General features: G+C 67.5%; 18 protein-coding genes. 7 read left to right on the top strand and 11 right to left on the bottom strand.

All coding sequences use genetic code 11. The features are described 5' to 3' along the window. Positions 1-51 precede the first annotated feature (51 nt). Positions 52-393 carry a YceK/YidQ family lipoprotein gene (locus tag PSPA7_RS08270; RefSeq protein WP_012074856.1) on the top strand — a complete coding sequence of 114 codons (342 nt, stop codon included), beginning with the start codon at positions 52-54 and terminating at the stop codon, positions 391-393. Position 394: 1 nt separating this feature from the next. Here the strand turns inward: PSPA7_RS08270 and PSPA7_RS08275 are convergent, their stop codons facing one another. Continuing rightward, positions 395-1,321 carry a LysR family transcriptional regulator gene (locus PSPA7_RS08275; protein ID WP_012074857.1) on the bottom strand — a complete coding sequence of 309 codons (927 nt, stop codon included), beginning with the start codon at positions 1,319-1,321 and terminating at the stop codon, positions 395-397. Between the two features lie 273 nt (positions 1,322-1,594). Here PSPA7_RS08275 and fpr point away from each other — a divergent pair, with 273 nt between their 5' ends. After that, the gene (gene fpr, locus PSPA7_RS08280) at positions 1,595-2,371 is read left to right on the top strand and encodes a ferredoxin-NADP reductase (RefSeq protein WP_003157318.1); all 777 of its coding nucleotides are present in this window, start codon (positions 1,595-1,597) and stop codon (positions 2,369-2,371) included. Between the two features lie 82 nt (positions 2,372-2,453). On the opposite strand, the gene PSPA7_RS08285 is transcribed toward fpr, so the two are convergent. The 7 genes from PSPA7_RS08285 to PSPA7_RS08315 form a co-directional block, all read right to left on the bottom strand. After that, on the bottom strand, positions 2,454-2,990 hold the full coding sequence (locus tag PSPA7_RS08285; RefSeq protein ID WP_012074858.1) for a nitrous oxide reductase accessory protein NosL: 537 nt from the start codon (positions 2,988-2,990) through the stop codon (positions 2,454-2,456). Positions 2,991-3,006: 16 nt separating this feature from the next. Further along, a complete protein-coding gene (locus tag PSPA7_RS08290; protein WP_012074859.1) occupies positions 3,007-3,834 on the bottom strand; it encodes an ABC transporter permease in 828 nt (275 codons plus the stop codon). After that, on the bottom strand, positions 3,825-4,739 hold the full coding sequence (locus PSPA7_RS08295; protein ID WP_012074860.1) for an ABC transporter ATP-binding protein: 915 nt from the start codon (positions 4,737-4,739) through the stop codon (positions 3,825-3,827). The genes PSPA7_RS08290 and PSPA7_RS08295 overlap by 10 nt, the downstream gene beginning before the upstream one ends. Further along, the gene (locus PSPA7_RS08300) at positions 4,736-6,022 is read right to left on the bottom strand and encodes a nitrous oxide reductase family maturation protein NosD (RefSeq protein ID WP_012074861.1); all 1,287 of its coding nucleotides are present in this window, start codon (positions 6,020-6,022) and stop codon (positions 4,736-4,738) included. Before PSPA7_RS08300 ends, PSPA7_RS08295 begins: the two co-directional genes overlap by 4 nt. Then, complete coding sequence (nosZ, locus tag PSPA7_RS08305; protein WP_012074862.1) at positions 6,019-7,929, bottom strand: TAT-dependent nitrous-oxide reductase; 1,911 nt, start codon at positions 7,927-7,929, stop codon at positions 6,019-6,021. The genes PSPA7_RS08300 and nosZ overlap by 4 nt, the downstream gene beginning before the upstream one ends. Positions 7,930-7,971: 42 nt before the next feature. Then, positions 7,972-10,119 (bottom strand): transcriptional regulator NosR, encoded by a 2,148-nt coding sequence (gene nosR, locus PSPA7_RS08310; protein WP_012074863.1) that lies wholly within the window; start codon positions 10,117-10,119, stop codon positions 7,972-7,974. 219 nt (positions 10,120-10,338) lie between these two features. Continuing rightward, a complete protein-coding gene (locus PSPA7_RS08315) occupies positions 10,339-10,752 on the bottom strand; it encodes a VOC family protein (protein ID WP_012074864.1) in 414 nt (137 codons plus the stop codon). A 60-nt stretch (positions 10,753-10,812) separates the two neighbouring features. Here PSPA7_RS08315 and PSPA7_RS08320 point away from each other — a divergent pair, with 60 nt between their 5' ends. Then, entirely contained in the window at positions 10,813-11,115 is a 303-nt protein-coding gene (locus PSPA7_RS08320) for a heme-binding protein (RefSeq protein ID WP_003091811.1), read from the top strand. A 6-nt stretch (positions 11,116-11,121) separates the two neighbouring features. Here PSPA7_RS08320 and tsaA read toward each other — a convergent pair whose 3' ends face one another. From tsaA to amrZ, 3 genes are all read right to left on the bottom strand, one after another. Then, positions 11,122-11,817, bottom strand: a complete 696-nt coding sequence (gene tsaA / locus PSPA7_RS08325) for a tRNA (N6-threonylcarbamoyladenosine(37)-N6)-methyltransferase TrmO (RefSeq protein WP_012074865.1) — start codon at positions 11,815-11,817, stop codon at positions 11,122-11,124. A gap of 34 nt (positions 11,818-11,851) precedes the next feature. After that, positions 11,852-12,220, bottom strand: coding sequence for a DUF2784 domain-containing protein (locus PSPA7_RS08330; RefSeq protein WP_012074866.1), 369 nt, complete (start codon positions 12,218-12,220; stop codon positions 11,852-11,854). Positions 12,221-12,401: 181 nt separating this feature from the next. Beyond that, positions 12,402-12,728, bottom strand: coding sequence for a transcriptional regulator AmrZ (gene amrZ, locus PSPA7_RS08335; RefSeq protein ID WP_003091802.1), 327 nt, complete (start codon positions 12,726-12,728; stop codon positions 12,402-12,404). Between the two features lie 361 nt (positions 12,729-13,089). On the opposite strand from amrZ, the gene phnC reads away from it, so the two are divergent. The 4 genes from phnC to phnF all read left to right on the top strand — a co-directional run bounded on the left by phnC (position 13,090) and on the right by phnF (position 16,588). Beyond that, a complete protein-coding gene (gene phnC, locus PSPA7_RS08340) occupies positions 13,090-13,926 on the top strand; it encodes a phosphonate ABC transporter ATP-binding protein (protein WP_003153332.1) in 837 nt (278 codons plus the stop codon). A 52-nt stretch (positions 13,927-13,978) separates the two neighbouring features. Further along, complete coding sequence (gene phnD / locus PSPA7_RS08345; protein WP_012074867.1) at positions 13,979-14,983, top strand: phosphonate ABC transporter substrate-binding protein; 1,005 nt, start codon at positions 13,979-13,981, stop codon at positions 14,981-14,983. 67 nt (positions 14,984-15,050) lie between these two features. Further along, entirely contained in the window at positions 15,051-15,845 is a 795-nt protein-coding gene (gene phnE / locus PSPA7_RS08350; protein WP_003153337.1) for a phosphonate ABC transporter, permease protein PhnE, read from the top strand. Between the two features lie 20 nt (positions 15,846-15,865). Beyond that, positions 15,866-16,588: a phosphonate metabolism transcriptional regulator PhnF gene (gene phnF, locus PSPA7_RS08355; RefSeq protein ID WP_012074868.1), complete on the top strand. Its 723-nt coding sequence runs from the start codon at positions 15,866-15,868 to the stop codon at positions 16,586-16,588. Positions 16,589-16,597: the final 9 nt, after the last annotated feature.

Raw genomic sequence — 16,597 nt, forward strand, 5'->3', positions numbered from 1 at the left:
CGGCGCGAGGCCGGCCATACTCGGCCGGCGTTCGCAGAGGGAGATGAAGGAATGTTTCGTTCGGGGCTTTCTTTGCTGGTGCTTCTGGGGGGCGCCGCGCTCGGCGGCTGCGGTTCGGTCAACACGCTGGCGCGCGGTGACGCCAGCGCCGCGCATGACCTGCGCCTGCAGAACACTGCCTGCAGCAGCCTGCCGCGGGTATACAGCGGGGTCAGCTACACCTTCTGCCGGCTCAACGTGAAGACCGGGTCGCCGGTGGCGCCGGCGCAAGCCGACGGCATCCTCGAGGTGCTGGCCCTCGACTTCGCGCTGTCCGGGGTGATCGGCACCCTCGTGCTGCCCTATACCTCGTACCGCCAGTACCGCGACGGCAACCTGTCCCTGGCCGACTGAGTCAGGGAATCAGCGGCAGCACGATCTCGTCGCTGCGGCTGACCCCGGCGGTCTCGCTGCGGCACAGGTCGAGGAACTCGCGCATGGTCGCGGTCTGGTACTTCTGCTTGTGCCAGATGAAGTAGAACTGCCGGCGCAGGTCCAGGCCGGGCGTCTCCACTGGCACCAGGCTGCCGCGGCGGAAGGCGTCGCGCAGGGCCAGCCGGGAAATGCAGCCGATGCCCAGGCCGGACTCCACGGCACGCTTGATCGCCTCGGTGTGCTCCAGCTCCAGGCGGATGTTCAGCGGCCGCGGCTGATGACGCATGGCCTGGTCGAAGGTCAGGCGGGTGCCGGAGCCCTGCTCGCGGAGGATCCAGGCCTCCCGCGTCAGCCGTTCCAGGTCGGCGCCGTCGCGGCGCGCCAGCGGATGCTGCGGGGCGCAGAACACCACCAGTTCGTCCTCCATCCAGGGTTGCACCTCGATGTCCGGGTGCCGGCAGTCGCCCTCGATCAGGCCCAGGTCCAGCTCGTAGTGGGCGACCTGCTGCACCACCTGGGCGGTGTTGTGCACGTGCAGGCGTACCCGGCAGTCCGGCTGGCGCTGCATGAAGGCGCCGATCAGCAGCGTGGCCAGGTAGTTGCCGATGGTCAGGGTGGCGCCGAGGTCGAGGGAGCCGAAGGCGGTCTTGCCGTTGAGCAGGTTCTCGATTTCCTCGCCGCGATCGAGCAGCGCCACCGCCTGCGGCAGCAACTGGCGGCCGAGGGCATTGAGGGTCAGGCGCTTGCCGGCGCGGTCGAACAACTTGCAGTCGAACTGCCGCTCCAGCTCGCCGAGCGAGGTGCTGGTCGCCGACTGCGACAGCGACAGCCCCTCGGCGGCGCGGGAGACGCTCTCCTGCTGGGCCACGGCGACGAACACCTCGAGCTGGCGGAGGGTGAATTTCATCCAGGCTTCCTCGTCTAGAGCGAAAGGCCCCGCGACATTTTGCCGTTCCGCCGGCGGGGTTGGCTCGGTTATCCTTGCGCCCCGTCCGCGGGAGCGATGGGAGCCCTCGGCGGCCGGCGGCCGACCGATATCGTGTTATCCCATATCCATATTCTGGATAAGCATTATCCAGACAATTCATTTTGCGGATATTTTGGCAACCGATAAAATGCCGCGCAACTGCGTCACGTCTGCTGCTGTTGGTGTGGGCCCGCGTTTTCCTAGGAGTCTTTGATGAGCAATCTGTACACCGAGCGCGTTCTCAGCGTGCACCACTGGAACGACACCCTGTTCAGCTTCAAGACCACCCGCAACCCGGGTTTGCGCTTCAAGACCGGCCAGTTCGTGATGATCGGCCTGGAAGTCGAGGGTCGCCCGCTGATGCGCGCCTACAGCATTGCCAGCCCGAATTACGAAGAGCACCTGGAGTTCTTCAGCATCAAGGTCCCGGACGGCCCGCTGACCTCGCGCCTGCAGCACCTGAAGGAAGGCGACGAGCTGATGGTCAGCCGCAAGCCGACCGGCACCCTGGTGCATGACGACCTGCTGCCCGGCAAGCACCTCTACCTGCTCAGCACCGGCACCGGCATGGCGCCGTTCCTCAGCGTGATCCAGGACCCGGAAACCTACGAGCGCTACGAGAAGGTGATCCTGGTCCACGGCGTGCGCTGGGTCAGCGAACTGGCCTACGCCGACTTCATCACCAAGGTCCTGCCGGAACACGAGTACTTCGGCGACCAGGTGAAAGAGAAACTGATCTACTACCCGCTGGTGACCCGCGAGCCGTTCCGCAACCAGGGCCGCCAGACCGACCTGATGCGCAGCGGCAAGCTGTTCGAGGACATCGGCCTGCCGCCGATGAACCCGCAGGACGACCGTGCGATGATCTGCGGCAGCCCGAGCATGCTGGAAGAGACCAGCGCCGTGCTCGATAGCTTCGGCCTGAAGATCTCGCCGCGCATGGGCGAGCCGGGCGACTACCTGATCGAGCGCGCCTTCGTCGAGAAGTAGGCCTCCGCCGCGCCTCGTCGCGCCAGGCGAAGAAAGCCCCTGCCGTATCCGCGGCAGGGGCTTTCTGCTTTCCGGCCCCCGCTCAGTGCGCCGGGTGCTGGTGCGGATGGTCGCCGCCCACGCCTTGCAGCACCGCCTGGCCGATCTCGGCGAAGCGCAGCACCCGACCGCCTTCCTCGGCCGCCAGGCGCGTCGCGGCCTCTTCGTCGGCGAACGAGGCGAGGGTGGCGCCCATGCCGCCCGGCCGCTGGATGCCGACCACGTAGTAGGCGCGGGTGGCGTCGATCAGGCGGGCGTCGTCGGGGTGCCGCCAGTCGGCCTGGCTCATATCGTGGACATACAGGCGCGCCTGGCCCTGGCGGTTTTCCGGTTGCAGCCACCAGCCGAACAGTTCGGCGGTGGAGCAGAACTTGCGCACCGCGCCGGGAAGCACCGCCTCGCCCTTGGGACCGGGCATTTCCTCGATGAGCATGCCGCAGACGTGGCATTCGTCGCCGCTGGCGATCGGCACCGGGCCGAGCGCCGTGGCGTCGTCCCGCGACGCGTCGCAGCCGGCCAGCAGCAGGCCGAGCAGGAGCGTGCCGAGCAGAGGGCGCAGGGGGAGGGTATGACGTTGCATGGCGGAACCTCGCGAGTCAGATGGGGCGGCGGCGGAACAGGCCGTGGGCCAGCGCCAGGGCAGCGCCAGCCCACAGGGCCAGGGCCAGCCAGAGGGCGCTGGCGGACACCGGCAGGTCGCTGGCCAGGGGAACCACCCCGCCGGCGGCGGCCGCGTCGAAGCCGGACAGGTTGATCAGCCGGTAGAGGTCGGTCGGGTTGAGCAGCAACAGCCAGGGCAGCAGCCGCGGGCTCAGGTGGCCCTGGCTGAGGACCAGGATCGCCAGCAGGGCCAGGTCGAACAGCAGGACGAAGAAGAACCACAGGCCGAGCGCCTGCCCGGCGGCGCTGGATTTCTCGCCGGCGCGGCTGCTCAGGGCGTAGGCCAGGGCGAGGAACACGCAGCCGAGCAGCAGCGAGGAACCCATGAAGCGGCCGAAGGCGCCCAGCAGGATGGCCGCCTCGACTTCCGGCACCAGCGCGAGGATCGCCAGCGCCGCGCTGCCGAAGCCGATCAGGGTGGCCAGGGCGAGGATCAGGCCGTGGCCGAGGAACTTGCCGAGCAGCAACTGGCCGCGCCCCAGCGGGTAGGTCAGGAGCAGCAGCAGGGTGCCGCCTTCTTCCTCGCCGACGATGGCGTCGTAGGCCAGCAGCAGGGCGATCAGCGGCATCAGGAAGGTGGCCAGGCTGGTCAGGCTGGCGACCGTCGCCGGCACCGAGGTGAAGCCGACCTGGCCGGCCGCGGCGGCGCCGAACCAGGCGATGCCCACCGAGAGCAGGGCGAACAGCAGGCTGATCGCCAGCAGCCAGCGATTGCGCAGGCCGTCGGCCAGTTCCTTGCGGGCGATAGTCCAGACTACGGGCATGGCGTGGCTCCGGCGGGGGCGGCGGACATGTGGTGGCGATAGAGGTCTTCCAGCGACGGTGGGAGGATCTCCAGGTCGAACTCGCGCGCGGCCAGCAGCGCTTCGAGCACGCCGTCGCGTTCGGCATCGTCCAGCAGTACCTCGATGCGCTGGCCGTCCAGTCTCCGCGCCGTCAGGCCGGCCCGGCGCCAGCGTTCGAGCCACTGCGGATTGCGTGGGCTGGCCAGGCGCACGCGGGTCGGCAGGGCCGCCTTGCGGCGCAGTTCGGCGAGACTGCCGGCCACCTGCAGGCGGCCGCCGGCGAGAATCGCGGCGCGGTCGATGTGCGTCTCGACGCCGGGCAGCACATGGGAGCAGAGGACGATCCCGGTGCCCTGGCCGCGCAGGCGGTCGAGCAATTGGTAGAGCTCGACGGTGGCCAGCGGGTCGAGGCCCACCGTCGGTTCGTCGAGCAGCAACAGGCGTGGTTCGCCGAGCAGCGCCTGGGCCAGGCCGAGGCGCTGGCGCATGCCCTTCGAGTAGGTCTTCAGGCGCCGCCTGGCGGCATGGCCGAGGCCGACCTGTTCCAGCAGGCGCGTGGCTTCGGCCGGCGCCACGCCCTTGAGGCGGGCGAAGTGGCGCAGGGTTTCCGCGCCGCTGAGCTGCGGGTAGAAGGTCACGTTCTCCGGCAGGTAGCCGAGCTGGCGGCGCGCCTCCAGGCTCCTCGCATCGTGGCCGAGGACCCGCACGCGGCCTTCGCTGGGGGCCAGCAGGCCGAGGACCAGCTTGATGGTGGTGGTCTTGCCGGCGCCGTTGTGGCCGAGCAGGCCGAGCACCTCGCCCGGCTCCAGGCGCAGGTCGAGCCCGCTCAGGGCGGTGAGGGCGCCGTAGCGCAGGGTCGCGCCGTCGATCTCGACCAGGCTCATGGCCTCGGCTCCGCGGCGGGCATCCGCATCAGCGGATGGCTGTCGCGCACGCCGGGCGAGCGCACCACCGGGAAGGCGCGCTGGACCCAGCGCAGCAGCTCGATGCTCGGGCTGTTCAACAGCAGGCGTACCTGCGGGTACAGCCAGATCAGCCGGTCGACGTTGTCGTTGGGCTCGTAGGCGACGTCGCCGAGACCGTCGTCGTCGCGGTCCCAGCCCAGGTAGTCGCTCCAGTAGTTGCCGCGGCCGTCGGCGGACCACTCCTGCTCGCGGCTGGCGACGTACTTGACCTGCTGGCGGTTGCCTATGAAGGCGTTGCCGGCGATGCGATTGTCCTCCGAGCCGGCGGTGAGGTGGATGCCCAGGGCGCTGTCGGCGAAGCTGTTGCCTTCGATGCGGTTGAACAGCGAGTTGTAGATGAACAGCGCCTTGCCCTCGGCGCCGGAGATCATCGCGTCGCCGGTGCTGCCGCTGCGCACGCCTTCGACGCGGTTGCCGGCCAGGGTCGAGTAGGTGATGTAGTTCATCAGGATGCCGTAGTTCTCGTCGTCGATGGAGCGGTTGCCGGTCACGGTCAGCTTGCGGCTCTGCATCAGTGCGTAGCCGGTACGGGTGCGCCGGGTCAGGTTGTCGGTCACCCGGCTGTTGTGGGTGAACATGTAGTGCACGCCGTAGCGCAGGTCCTCGAAGCGGTTGGCTTCGATGCTGCTGTCGTTGGAGGTGTCGATGTAGACCCCGTCGCGGGTATGGCTGACCCGGTTGCCGCGGACCAGGGCGTCCTTCACCGCATAGAGGTGGATGCCGTTGCCGCGATCCTGGGAGCGCACGCTTTGGTCGCCCTCGATGCGGTTGTCGAGCACCTGCGCGCCCACCGTGGCGTCGAGCCAGACGCCGAAGCCCGCGCCGCGCAGGTCGTTGCCGCGAATCACGGCGCCGCTGGCGGCCTTGCCGACGAAGATCGCGGCGTCGAGTTCGGTCAGGTTGCGCCCCCAGTTGCGCAGCCGGCAGCCCTCGACGGTGATCCCGGGGCTGGTCAGGGTCAGCAGGCTGCCGTGGCCGCCGCCGTCCAGTTCGGCGCCGGCCTCGCAGCGTAGGTGCAGCGGTCGGTCGATGACGAAGTTGCCGGCGTAGCGGCCCGCCGCCAGGCTCCAGCGGCCATCGCCGTCGGCCCGCAGCGGCAGGCCGTCGACCGGCTCCGCGCGGGCCGTGGCGACGCCGAGCAGGAGCAGGGCGAGGAGCGGCCCCGCCCGGCGCCCGGCCATCGACCGCGCGGCGTGGCTCAAGCCTTTTCCACCAGCATCCGCCCGCACATTTCCATGTGCAGGGCGTGGCAGAACCAGCTGCAGTAGTACCAGTGCACCCCGGGCTTGTCGGCAACGAAGGTGATCGACGAGGTCTGTTGCGGGCTGATCTCCATGCAGACGCCGTGGTTGACCATGACGAAGCCGTGGGTCACGTCCTCGATCTCGTCGAGGTTGGTGATGGTCACGGTGACTTCGTCGCCCTGCTTCACCTTGAACTCGGTGAGGCCGAAGGAGGGCGCCATCGAGACCATGTAGACGCGGACCTTGTTGCCGTCGCGGATGACCTTGTTGTCCTTCATCAGGTCGATGCCGTCCTGTTCCGCGCGCTTGACCGTCTCGGCGAAGAACGGGTCCTTGCGGTCCCAGATCTTGCGGGTCTTGATCTGGTCGCGGCGGGCGAGGATGCAATCGTGCGGTTCGGCGAAGGTCGGGCCGTCGTGGACCAGTTTCATCTCCTCGCCGGAAATGTCGATCAACTGGTCGTTCTCCGGGTGCAGCGGACCGGTGGGCAGGAAGCGGTCCTTGGAGAACTTGCTGAGCACCACGATCCACTTGCCGTCGGCTTCGCTGGTCTCGCACAGGGTGGCGTGGTTGTGCCCCGGCTGGTACTGCACGTCGAGTTTCTGGCGGATGTAGTCGACCTTCTCGCCCTTGTAGGCGCGCACTGCGTCGGCCAGGTTCCACTTCACCAGCTGGCTGTCGATGAACAGCGTGGTGTAGGCGTTGCCTCGGCCATCGAAGGTGGTGTGCAGTGGGCCGAGGCCCAGTTCCGGCTCGCCCACCACCACGTCGCGCGGGTCGGCCAGCTTGCCGGCGAACAGGTCGGCGAGGCGCTCGATGGCGATCATGGTGCAGGTCGGCGAGAGCTTGCCGTTGGCGATGAAGTACTTGCCGTCCGGCGAGGTGTTCAGCCCGTGGGGGTTCTTCGGTACCGGGATGTAGCGGGTCACCGGGCTGTCCTTGCCGTCCTTGCGCCGGCCGTCGACCACCGGCACCTTCGAGTCGCCGAGGGTGACGAAGCGCCCGGCCTTGATCTCGGCCTCGATGCGCGGGATGTCGAACACCACCACCCAGTCGCGCTCGTTGCGCATCATGCCGCCGAGGTCGACGGCCTTCTCCGAGTTGTAGCAGGTGGAGGCGGCGAACCTGCCGCTGTAGTCCATGTCGGTGTTGTCGAGGTTGCCGTCGACGATCACCTGCCAGGCCACCTCCATGGTCTCGGCGTCGATGGCGTTGTACAGGGTGAAGGCGTTGTCGCCGGACAGGTCGAAGGTCGAGCCGTCGTTGGGATGGGGAATGATGAACTCGGCGTTGCAGAACACGTAGCGGGTGTGCGGCACCTTCTGCAGGCGCAGGCCGTGGATCGCCTGGACGTTGGGGATGGTGACGATGCGGTCGCATTTCATGACGTCCAGGCGGATGCGCGCGACCCGGCTGTTGGCCTTGTCGTTGATGAACAGGTACTTGCCGTCGTACTTGCCGTCGGTCATCGAGATGTGCGGATGGTGGCAGTCGCCGTTGAGGAAGCGCGCGCCGTCGCCGAGCACCCGCTTGCTCTCGTTGGTCAGGCCCCAGCCGGTGGCCGAGTCGACGTTGAACACCGGGATGCGCATCAGCTCGCGCATCGACGGCACGCCGAGCACGCGTACTTCGCCGGAATGCCCGCCGCTCCAGAACCCGTAGTACTCATCGAGTTCTCCGGGGGCCACCTCGGCCTTGCTGCGCTCGCCCTTGCCGGCGGCCCGGGCCTCGCGGCCGACCACCGCGCTGCCCAGGGCGCCGGCGCCGACCAGGGCGGCGGCTCCGGTCAGCGCCGAGGCGCCGAGGAAGCCGCGGCGGTTCAGGCCGTGGGTTTCTTCGTGGGGGCTTTTCGTGTCGTCGCTCATCTCGTGTCGTCCTCAAGGGCAGTCAGGGGAAAGGGAGCCAGGTCAGAGGTTCTCCGCGGGTATCCGCGCGTTGTCCGCCGGCGCGCTCTTCGCGCGCTTCTTGCGCTTGTTCACCAGCGGCGGGCACTTGTCCTGGTCGTGGTAGGTCATCTGGCAGTCGAGGCAGTAGTGGCATTCGTTGGCCTCGATGCGGCCGTCGGGATGGATCGCCTGGATCTCGCATTCGCGGGCACAGAGCTGGCAGGGCTTGCCGCATTCCGCGCGGCGCTTGAGCCAGTCGAACAGGCGCGCCTTGGCCGGTATCGCCAGGGCCGCGCCCAGCGGGCAGAGGTAGCGGCAATAGACCTTGCGGGTGAACAGGTTGACCGCCAGCAGCGCGACGGCGTAGGCGACGAACCACCACTGGCGGTCGAAGCCGAGGGTGATGGCGGTCTTGAACGGCTCCACTTCCGCCGCCTGCTCGGCCAGCGCCAGGGATTCCAGGGACAGGCCGAAGAGCACCAGCAGGATGATGTACTTGATCGCCCAGAGCCGCTCGTGCACGGCGAACGGCACCTGGAACTGCGGCACGTGGAGCTTGCGCGCGAGTTCGTTGAGCAGTTCCTGCAGCGCGCCGAACGGGCACAGCCAGCCGCAGAACACGCCGCGGCCCCAGAGCAGCAGGCTGGCCGCGGTGAAGGTCCAGAGGATGAACAGCAGCGGGTCGCTGAGGAACAGCTCCCAGCGGAAGCCTTCGAACAGCGCGTGGACGAAGGTCAGCACGTTGACCACCGACAGCTGGCCGAGGCTGTACCAGCCCAGGTAGACCAGGGTGAACGCCAGGTAGACGGTACGCAGTCGTTGCATCAGGCGCGGCCGTCGCACCAGGCGGTCCTGGAGGAAGAGGATCGCCAGGAGCAGGACGAGGGCGGTACAGAGGACCCCGACCTGGAAACTCTTCTGGTACCAGACCCGCAGCCACAGCGGCCGGGCGGCCTCTTCCAGGGCGGCCAGCTCCTCCGCCGTTGGCTGCGGCCGTTCCAGGTATTGCTCGGGCGTCTGGCAGGCCAGCTCGAAGCTGGTGAATACCCCCGCCACCGGGCCGGTCTGGCGCCGCACGAGCAACTCCAGGGTCCAGGGCGAGCCCGGATCGAAACGTTGGCTGGCGCGGGCGACGAAGATCGCCATCTCGCGGAACTCCGGCATGCCTTCGGCGTAGACGTCCGACAGGCGCTGGTAGTCGAGGTCGCGGAAGCTGATGATGTCGCCGAACTGGCGCAGTTGGACCCGATCGAAGATGCCGCCGCGCACGTAGCCGGAACCCTTGAAGGAATACTCGCCATCGCCGAGCACGACGAAGGCGTATTCGCCTGGCTTCAGCGACGCCATCAGTTCGCGGTACTGGTTGTCGCCGAGCAGGCTGCGGCCCACCGCGGGAGGGTTGAGCAGGGCGCTGTAGAGATCGATGAACGGCTCGTCGCGGTGCGCCGCGTCGGCTTCGCCGATGCCTTCGGCCTCGCTGCCCTTGAAGGCGTCGTCGATCTGCCCGCGACTCAACTGAAGGCGACGGATCGCGCCGTTGCCGAGCAATTCGCTCCAGCTCGCCGTCGCTGCCGGTTGCTGGCGCACCTGCGCCGGCTTGGGCCGCACATTGCCGCGGTCCTCGAGCAGGCCGAGGGAAACCGCCACCGTATGCGCGGCGCGCATGACGATCTCGTTGACCACCATCACCGTCACCGTGGCGCCGCTCACCGCGTCGACGGTCACCGCCTGCGGGTCGCTGGAGCGGCCGACCACCACCCGCTGGTCGGCGTGCACGCCGGCGTACCTGGCGCTGAAGGCGTGCAGCTTCTCTTCCGGGATGCCGATCAGCAGGATCGGTTCGTGGTGTTCGAGGACGTAGGCGTCGCGGATCACCGCCTGAGGATCGAGGATCACCTGCAGGTTGATCGGCTTGCCGGAATAGGCCGGGATGTCGGTGACGCGGAGGGTCTGGAAGGCGTAGCCGAGGGTTTCCTCGCCCTTGCTCAGGCGGCGTACGCCGTAGTCGCCTTCGGGATCGCCGATCCGCTCGACCGCGGGGAATACCTGGGCGATGCGCAGACGCTCCAGCTCGCCGAGTTCGGCAGCCTGGGCGGCGAGGCCGGCCAGCAGGAGCATCCAGGCGAAGACACACCGCCACGATCCGGCGGAAAAACGAAGGGCGCGCATAGGTTCCATCTACTACTGGCTACCGGCGAAAAAAGGGACGCCGCGCTGCGGTGGGGTCTGCGCCTGGCGGTGGAATCGCTTCCGTTGCCGGATGCTAGGAGGGGCGGGTGCGGAACGCGCTTGATGAAAGTCAAGAAGTGCGGATGAGGAGCAAGCGAGGTCGCTGGCAGTGCGTCTCCCCTCTCCCTTCAGGGAGAGGGGGAAAGGGCTGCCCGAGGCTCAGGCCAGGCGTTGCCCGGATACCGCTGGATGGTACAGCGGCTGCACCTTGTTGCCCGCCGGGTCGAGCAGGTGGAAGCTGCGCGCGCCGTCGCCATGGTCGAAGGGTTGGTCGAGCAGGGTCACGCCCAGCGCCTTCAGGTAACGGTACCAGGCCTCCAGTTCCTCCACGCTGTCGACGACGAAGCCGTAGTGGTCCATGGTCTGCAGGCCGTTGCTGGCGGCGTGGGCGCGGCCGAGGGACAGGTTGTCGTTGCCGCAGGTGAGATACACCAGGTCTTCGTTGGCGTGGTTCAGCACTTCCATGCCCAGCACGTCGACATAGAAGCGCTCGCATTCTTCCAGGTTGGGCACCAGCAGGGCGAGGTGACGCAGGCCGTTGAGGCGGGAGGGGCGGGCAGGGCGGTCGGACATGGGCTTGCTTCCTTTTTTGTATACAATAATTTTGTAAATCTAAAACAAAAGGAAGTTTCCGTGTACTGCATCTTTATCAAGACCCGCCTCCGGCCCGGCTGTGCCGAGGCCTTCATCGATGCCATCCAGGTCAACGCCGCCGCTTCCGTGTCCACCGAGCCCGGCTGCCTGGTGTTCGACGTTTCCCGCGACCGACAGGACCCTGACCTGGTCTATCTGTACGAGATCTATCGCGATGACGCGGCCTACGAGGCGCACACCCGCACCGCGCATTTCCGCGACAGCCGGCCGTTGGTCGAGCCGCTGATCCTCGAGCAGGAAGTCTTCGAAAGCGATGCGCTGGCGCTCAATCCGCTGCGCTGAAAAGGCTCAGCTGCCGCGGGCGACGTCGAGCACGCGGATCAGGTCCGGACGCGGGTAGTGCCAATGCACGTCGAGGTCCCACAGGCGCACCCCGTAGCGGCGCCCGGGCTCCGGCTTCTGGTAGGCCGGACGCGGATCCTGGGCCAGGCATTGCTCGATCAGCTCGGCCACCGGCTGCTCCAGGCGCTGGCCGTGCTCGTGGGCCTGGCGCCGCGCCTGGTCGCTCCATTCCACGGCGATGCCCGGTGGCGGCGCGGCGGCGATGCCGTTGCGGGCATCGGCCACGGCGTCGGCGTAGGGGACGTAGGGCTTGATGTCGAGCACCGGGGTGCCGTCGAGCAGGTCGATCCCGGACAGCCACAGGCGCCCCGGCTCGAAGCGTTCCAGGCGTACCACCGACTGACCGATGCCGTTCGGCCGGTGGGTGGCGCGGGTGGCGAAGACCCCCAGCGAGCGGTTGCCGCCCAGGCGCGGTGGGCGCACCTTCAGCCGCGGCTTGTCTTCCAGGGCCTGGTGGAAGAGGAACAGCAGCCAGACGTGGCTGACCTGCTCCAGGCCTTCCAGCGCTTCCGCCTGGTCGAACGGCGGCAGCAGTTCCAGCGTCCCCCGCGCCGCCGGCGCGAGCAGGGGCTGGCGCGGGATGGCGAACTTCTCCATGAAGCAGGAACGGATGTGGCCGATGGGGGAGACGCTGTGGGTCATGGCGATGGGCGCAGAACGGTAGGGGACCGCCATATTACCCGGCGCGCCGCCGACGCCGCAGCAGGTACAGGTAGACGACCAGGTTGAGCAGCAGCACGATGCCGCCGAGCATCCACTGCAGTGCCGGGGTCAGGCCGGCGGGGTAGATCAGCGGCAGCAGGTAATGCTCGACGAAGCCGCCGTCGTAGCCGGCGTCCCCGGCGGCATGGCGCAGGCGGTTTTCCCAGGGGGTCAGCGGGCACAGCAGGCCGAGGAACTCCACCGCGCAGCCCCAGGCCACCGCCGGCAGGTGCAGCCAGGCCAGGCGTGGCCAGCGCAACAGCAGCAGGCCGCCGAACAGAACGAAGAGGATGAAGCCCAGGTGCAGCCAGACCAGGGCGTCGGCGGCCAGGCGATAGCTCATTCGGCTCTCCAGGGGGCGGACCCCGCGCGCTCCCGCGTGGCGTAGAAGCGGTATCCGCCGCGGCTACAGGGTCGGCGGATAACCGTTCTGCGATTGTTCGCCTAGATCATGGTCTGGCCATATATAAAGAAAAAGCCGGCGAATGCCGGCCATTTCGAGCGAGACGCGTGGGCTTCGGCGCTCAGGCCTGGGCCAGTTCCGCATCGTGTGCGATCAGGGCGACCAGCGCGTTCTGCTGACGGTGGGTCAACTGGCGGAAACGCTGCAGCAGCTCGCGCTCGTGCAGGCTGAGTTCCGGGCTGTCCAGGCGAACACCGAGATTGTCTTGCAGCGCCCCTTCTTGGAGCAGGCTCTGCTCGAGTCGGGCGATGATCTCGGAGTTCATGCTGCGGTGATGGCTGCGAGCGACTTCTGCGATCTGCTCACGCATGCCTTCAGGCAGACGAACGACGAATTTGTCAGCGGTACGGCTGGAGTAGGTAGGAGTTGCCTGTTTCAGTGGGCGCATACATTGAACCTGTAGAGTCAGGGAAAAGCGGTGCCGAGGAAGCGTTCATTGTTCTCGGGCCTATGACCACGATTTCCGCTAGCCGTTCAGTCTGTCATTTCGGAAACAACAATTAGTTGACGTCAATTGTGCGTTGCGTGACGGCGTTTTGCCAGTACCAGCTATCCGAAATGCGAGCAACTCAGCAAAAACCCAGTTTGTTACTGGGTTACCGGGATGGCCTTCCCATCACCGCCCGTTCAACGGATTGTCACCCGACTGTCATCGCCGCTTCACTGGCCTGACACAGACTCCTCCTATCTTGGTCTACACCAGATGGCGTCGCTGGCGCCTTCGTGCAACCTATCGAGAGGGGAGAGCGATGAGCGCGGTGATCCGTGTCGATAACCTGAACAAGACCTTCGCCCGCAAGCAGGCGCTGTTCAACCTGAAGCTGGACATCCGCAAGGGCGAGATGGTCGCGTTGATCGGTGCGTCCGGCTCCGGCAAGTCCACCCTGCTGCGCCACGTCGCCGGTCTGGCCCGCTGCGACCGCGACAACGGCGGCAGCATCGAGGTGCTCGGTCGCCGTCTGCAGGAGTCCGGCCGCCTGAGCGGCGAGGTCCGCCGCCTGCGCGCCGACATCGGCTATATCTTCCAGCAGTTCAACCTGGTCAACCGCCTCAGCGTGCTGGACAACGTCCTGCTCGGTTTTCTCGGCCGCATGCCGCGCTGGCGCGGTTCGCTGGGCCTGTTCAGCGCCGAGCAGAAGCGCCAGGCCCTGGAAGCGCTGGCGCGGGTCGGGCTGGCCGATTTCGCCGGGCAGCGCGCCTCGACCCTCTCCGGTGGCCAGCAGCAGCGCGTGGCCATCGCCCGCGCCCTGACCCAGAAGGCCGAGGTGATCCTCGCCGACGAACCGATCGCCTCGCTCGATCCGGAGTCGGCGCGCAAGGTGATGGACATCCTCGCCGACATCAACCGCCACGATGGCAAGACCGTGGTGGTGACCCTGCATCAGGTCGACTACGCGCTGCGCTATTGCCCGCGCGCGGTGGCCCTGAAGGGCGGACGGATGCTCTTCGACGGCAGCAGCGAGCAGCTCTCGGAAAGCTTCCTCAACGAACTCTACGGCGCCGAAGGCGACACCCCGCTGCTGTTTTCCGACCGCGCCCGGCGCGGTGCGGCGAGCCAGGCGGAGCTGAGCCTCGCGCACGCCTGACGTCATTCGGAACGCATAGAAACCCGCCAAACCCTGCCCAGGAGTTCTCTCCATGTTGAAACGCTTCAGTCGTGTGCTCGCGGCTTCCGCCCTGCTCGCCGGCTCCCTCGCCGGGATGGCGCACGCCGACCAGCCGGTGATCAATTTCGGGATCATCTCCACCGAATCGTCGCAGAACCTCAAGAGCATCTGGGAACCCTTCCTCAAGGACATGAGCCAGCAGACCGGCTACCAGGTGAAGGCCTTCTTCGCCCCCGACTACGCCGGGATCATCCAGGGCATGCGTTTCGACAAGGTCGACATTGCCTGGTACGGCAACAAGGCCGCCATGGAAGCGGTGGATCGCGCCCACGGCGAGATCTTCGCCCAGACCGTCGCCGCCAGCGGCGCGCCGGGCTACTGGAGCCTGCTGATCGCCAACAAGGACAGCAAGATCGACAGCGTCGAGGACATGCTGGCGAACGCCAAGAGCCTGACCTTCGGCAACGGCGATCCGAACTCCACGTCCGGCTACCTGGTGCCCGGCTACTACGTGTTCGCCAAGAACAACGTCGATCCGGTCAAGGCCTTCAAGCGCACCCTCAATTCCAGTCATGAGGTCAACGCCCTGGCGGTGGCCAACAAGCAGGTCGACGTCGCCACCTTCAACACCGAGGGCATGGAGCGCCTGGAGCTGACCCAGCCGGAGAAGGCGAAGCAGCTCAAGGTGATCTGGAAGTCGCCGCTGATCCCGGGCGACCCGCTGGTATGGCGCAACAACCTCTCCGACGAGCAGAAGAACAAGCTGCGCGACTTCTTCTTCAAGTACGGCGCCAACGCCGAGCAGAAGAAGGTCCTCGCCGACCTGCAGTGGTCGAAGTTCCAGGCCTCCGACGACGACCAGCTGCTGCCGATTCGTCAGCTTGAGCTGTTCAAGCAGCGCACCGACGTGGCGAACAACGCCAACCTCGGCACCGAGGAGAAGGCCGCCAGGCTGAAGGCCCTCGACGAGGAGCTGGCCAAGCTGGAGAAACGCATGGCCGAGCGCGAGCAGAAGACCGCTGCCAACGCCGGCTGAGCCACCCCGGGCGCGGCCGGCGCCGCGCCCCACCCGATTCGCCAATACCGCTGTCGAGATTCCCGATATGAGCACTCTGAGCACCGCCGCCGCTGCGGCCGCCACCGGCAAGCCATCCTGGGGGCGCCTGTTCGGCTGGGGCCTGTTCCTCGCCATCCTCGCCTGGTCCTGGAAGGGCGCTGAAATGAACCCGGCCGTGCTGTTCCGCGACGCCGGCAACATGGCGACCTTCGCCGCCGACTTCTTCCCGCCGGACTTCGGCAACTGGAAGCTCTACCTCAGCGAGATGCTGGTCACCGTGCAGATCGCCTTGTGGGGCACGGTGCTGGCCATCGTCTGCGCCATCCCGCTGTCGATCCTGGCATCCGAGAACATCGTGCCCTGGTGGGTCTACCAGCCGGTGCGGCGGGTGATGGATGCCTGCCGTTCGATCAACGAGATGGTCTTCGCCATGCTCTTCGTGGTCGCTGTCGGCCTGGGCCCGTTCGCCGGCGTGCTGGCGCTGTTCATCAGCACCACCGGGGTGCTCGCCAAGCTCTTCGCCGAGGCGGTCGAGGCCATCGACCCCGGCCCGGTCGAGGGTGTCCGCGCCACCGGTGCCAGCGCCCTGCAGGAGGTCATCTTCGGGGTCATCCCGCAGGTCCTGCCGCTGTGGATCTCCTATTCGCTGTACCGCTTCGAGTCCAACGTGCGTTCCGCCACCGTGGTCGGGATGGTCGGCGCCGGCGGCATCGGCGTGATCCTCTGGGAAGCCATCCGCGGCTTCCAGTTCGGCCAGACCTGCGCCGTGCTGATCGTGATCATCGTGGTGGTGAGCCTGATCGACGTTCTGTCACAACGCCTGCGCAAGCTGTTCATCTGACGACGCGAGGAGGGCGCCTGGTGCGCCCTTTCCAAACCATGCACTTGTCTAGACAAAGCGAACCGCTGTACCGCGAACTGGCCGAACGGCTGCGCCAGGAGCTGCTGGCCTACCGCCCCGGCGACTACCTGCCCGGCGAGATCCAACTGGCCCAGCGCTTCGCGGTGAACCGCCATACCCTGCGCCGGGCGCTCGACGAACTGGTGCTCGAAGGCCGCGTGCTGCGCCGCCAGGGCAAGGGCACCCAGGTCCTGGAGGCGCCGACGATCTACCCGATGGGCGCGGCCAATGCCTACACCGAGTCGCTCTCGGCCCAGGGCCACCGGGTCGAGGCCCGGCTGCTGGAGGCGCGCCAGCGTCCGGCCGGCGTCATCGAGGCCACCCACCTGGGGCTCGGCGAGGGCGGGCGGGTACTCGAACTGACCACCCTGCGCCATCTCGACGGCCAGCCGGTGAGCCTGATCCGCCATTGCTACGCCGTTTCCCGCAGTGAGCTGCTCGCCGACTACCAGGGCGGTTCGCTGCGTCGCTACCTGGCCGATCGAGGCCTGCCGCTGACCCGCACCTACAGCCTGATCGGTGCGCGCCTGCCCAATCGCGAGGAGGCGGCGCGCCTGCTGATGCCCCGGCACGCGCCCCTGCTCACCGTCCTCACCCTGTCCCGCGACCGCGCCGGCCAACCGGTGGAACTGGCCCAGTCGATCAGCCGCGCCGATCGCTTCCAGTACCAGGTCGCCCCCTAGGAGAAGCCC

The sequence above is a fragment of the Pseudomonas paraeruginosa PA7 genome (genome assembly GCF_000017205.1).
Classification (GTDB): domain Bacteria; phylum Pseudomonadota; class Gammaproteobacteria; order Pseudomonadales; family Pseudomonadaceae; genus Pseudomonas; species Pseudomonas paraeruginosa.

Bases quoted from the DNA above. Each gene is read 5' to 3' on its own strand.
- fpr (WP_003157318.1), top strand. From the start codon at position 1,595: ATGAGCAATCTGTACACCGAGCGCGTTCTCAGCGTGCACCACTGGAAC.
- PSPA7_RS08290 (WP_012074859.1), bottom strand. From the start codon at position 3,834: ATGCCCGTAGTCTGGACTATCGCCCGCAAGGAACTGGCCGACGGCCTG.
- tsaA (WP_012074865.1), bottom strand. From the start codon at position 11,817: ATGACCCACAGCGTCTCCCCCATCGGCCACATCCGTTCCTGCTTCATG.
- PSPA7_RS08285 (WP_012074858.1), bottom strand. From the start codon at position 2,990: ATGCAACGTCATACCCTCCCCCTGCGCCCTCTGCTCGGCACGCTCCTG.
- phnE (WP_003153337.1), top strand. From the start codon at position 15,051: ATGAGCACTCTGAGCACCGCCGCCGCTGCGGCCGCCACCGGCAAGCCA.
- amrZ (WP_003091802.1), bottom strand. From the start codon at position 12,728: ATGCGCCCACTGAAACAGGCAACTCCTACCTACTCCAGCCGTACCGCT.
- PSPA7_RS08275 (WP_012074857.1), bottom strand. From the start codon at position 1,321: ATGAAATTCACCCTCCGCCAGCTCGAGGTGTTCGTCGCCGTGGCCCAG.
- nosZ (WP_012074862.1), bottom strand. From the start codon at position 7,929: ATGAGCGACGACACGAAAAGCCCCCACGAAGAAACCCACGGCCTGAAC.
- nosR (WP_012074863.1), bottom strand. From the start codon at position 10,119: ATGCGCGCCCTTCGTTTTTCCGCCGGATCGTGGCGGTGTGTCTTCGCC.
- PSPA7_RS08330 (WP_012074866.1), bottom strand. From the start codon at position 12,220: ATGAGCTATCGCCTGGCCGCCGACGCCCTGGTCTGGCTGCACCTGGGC.
- PSPA7_RS08270 (WP_012074856.1), top strand. From the start codon at position 52: ATGTTTCGTTCGGGGCTTTCTTTGCTGGTGCTTCTGGGGGGCGCCGCG.
- PSPA7_RS08295 (WP_012074860.1), bottom strand. From the start codon at position 4,739: ATGAGCCTGGTCGAGATCGACGGCGCGACCCTGCGCTACGGCGCCCTC.
- phnC (WP_003153332.1), top strand. From the start codon at position 13,090: ATGAGCGCGGTGATCCGTGTCGATAACCTGAACAAGACCTTCGCCCGC.
- PSPA7_RS08315 (WP_012074864.1), bottom strand. From the start codon at position 10,752: ATGTCCGACCGCCCTGCCCGCCCCTCCCGCCTCAACGGCCTGCGTCAC.
- phnD (WP_012074867.1), top strand. From the start codon at position 13,979: ATGTTGAAACGCTTCAGTCGTGTGCTCGCGGCTTCCGCCCTGCTCGCC.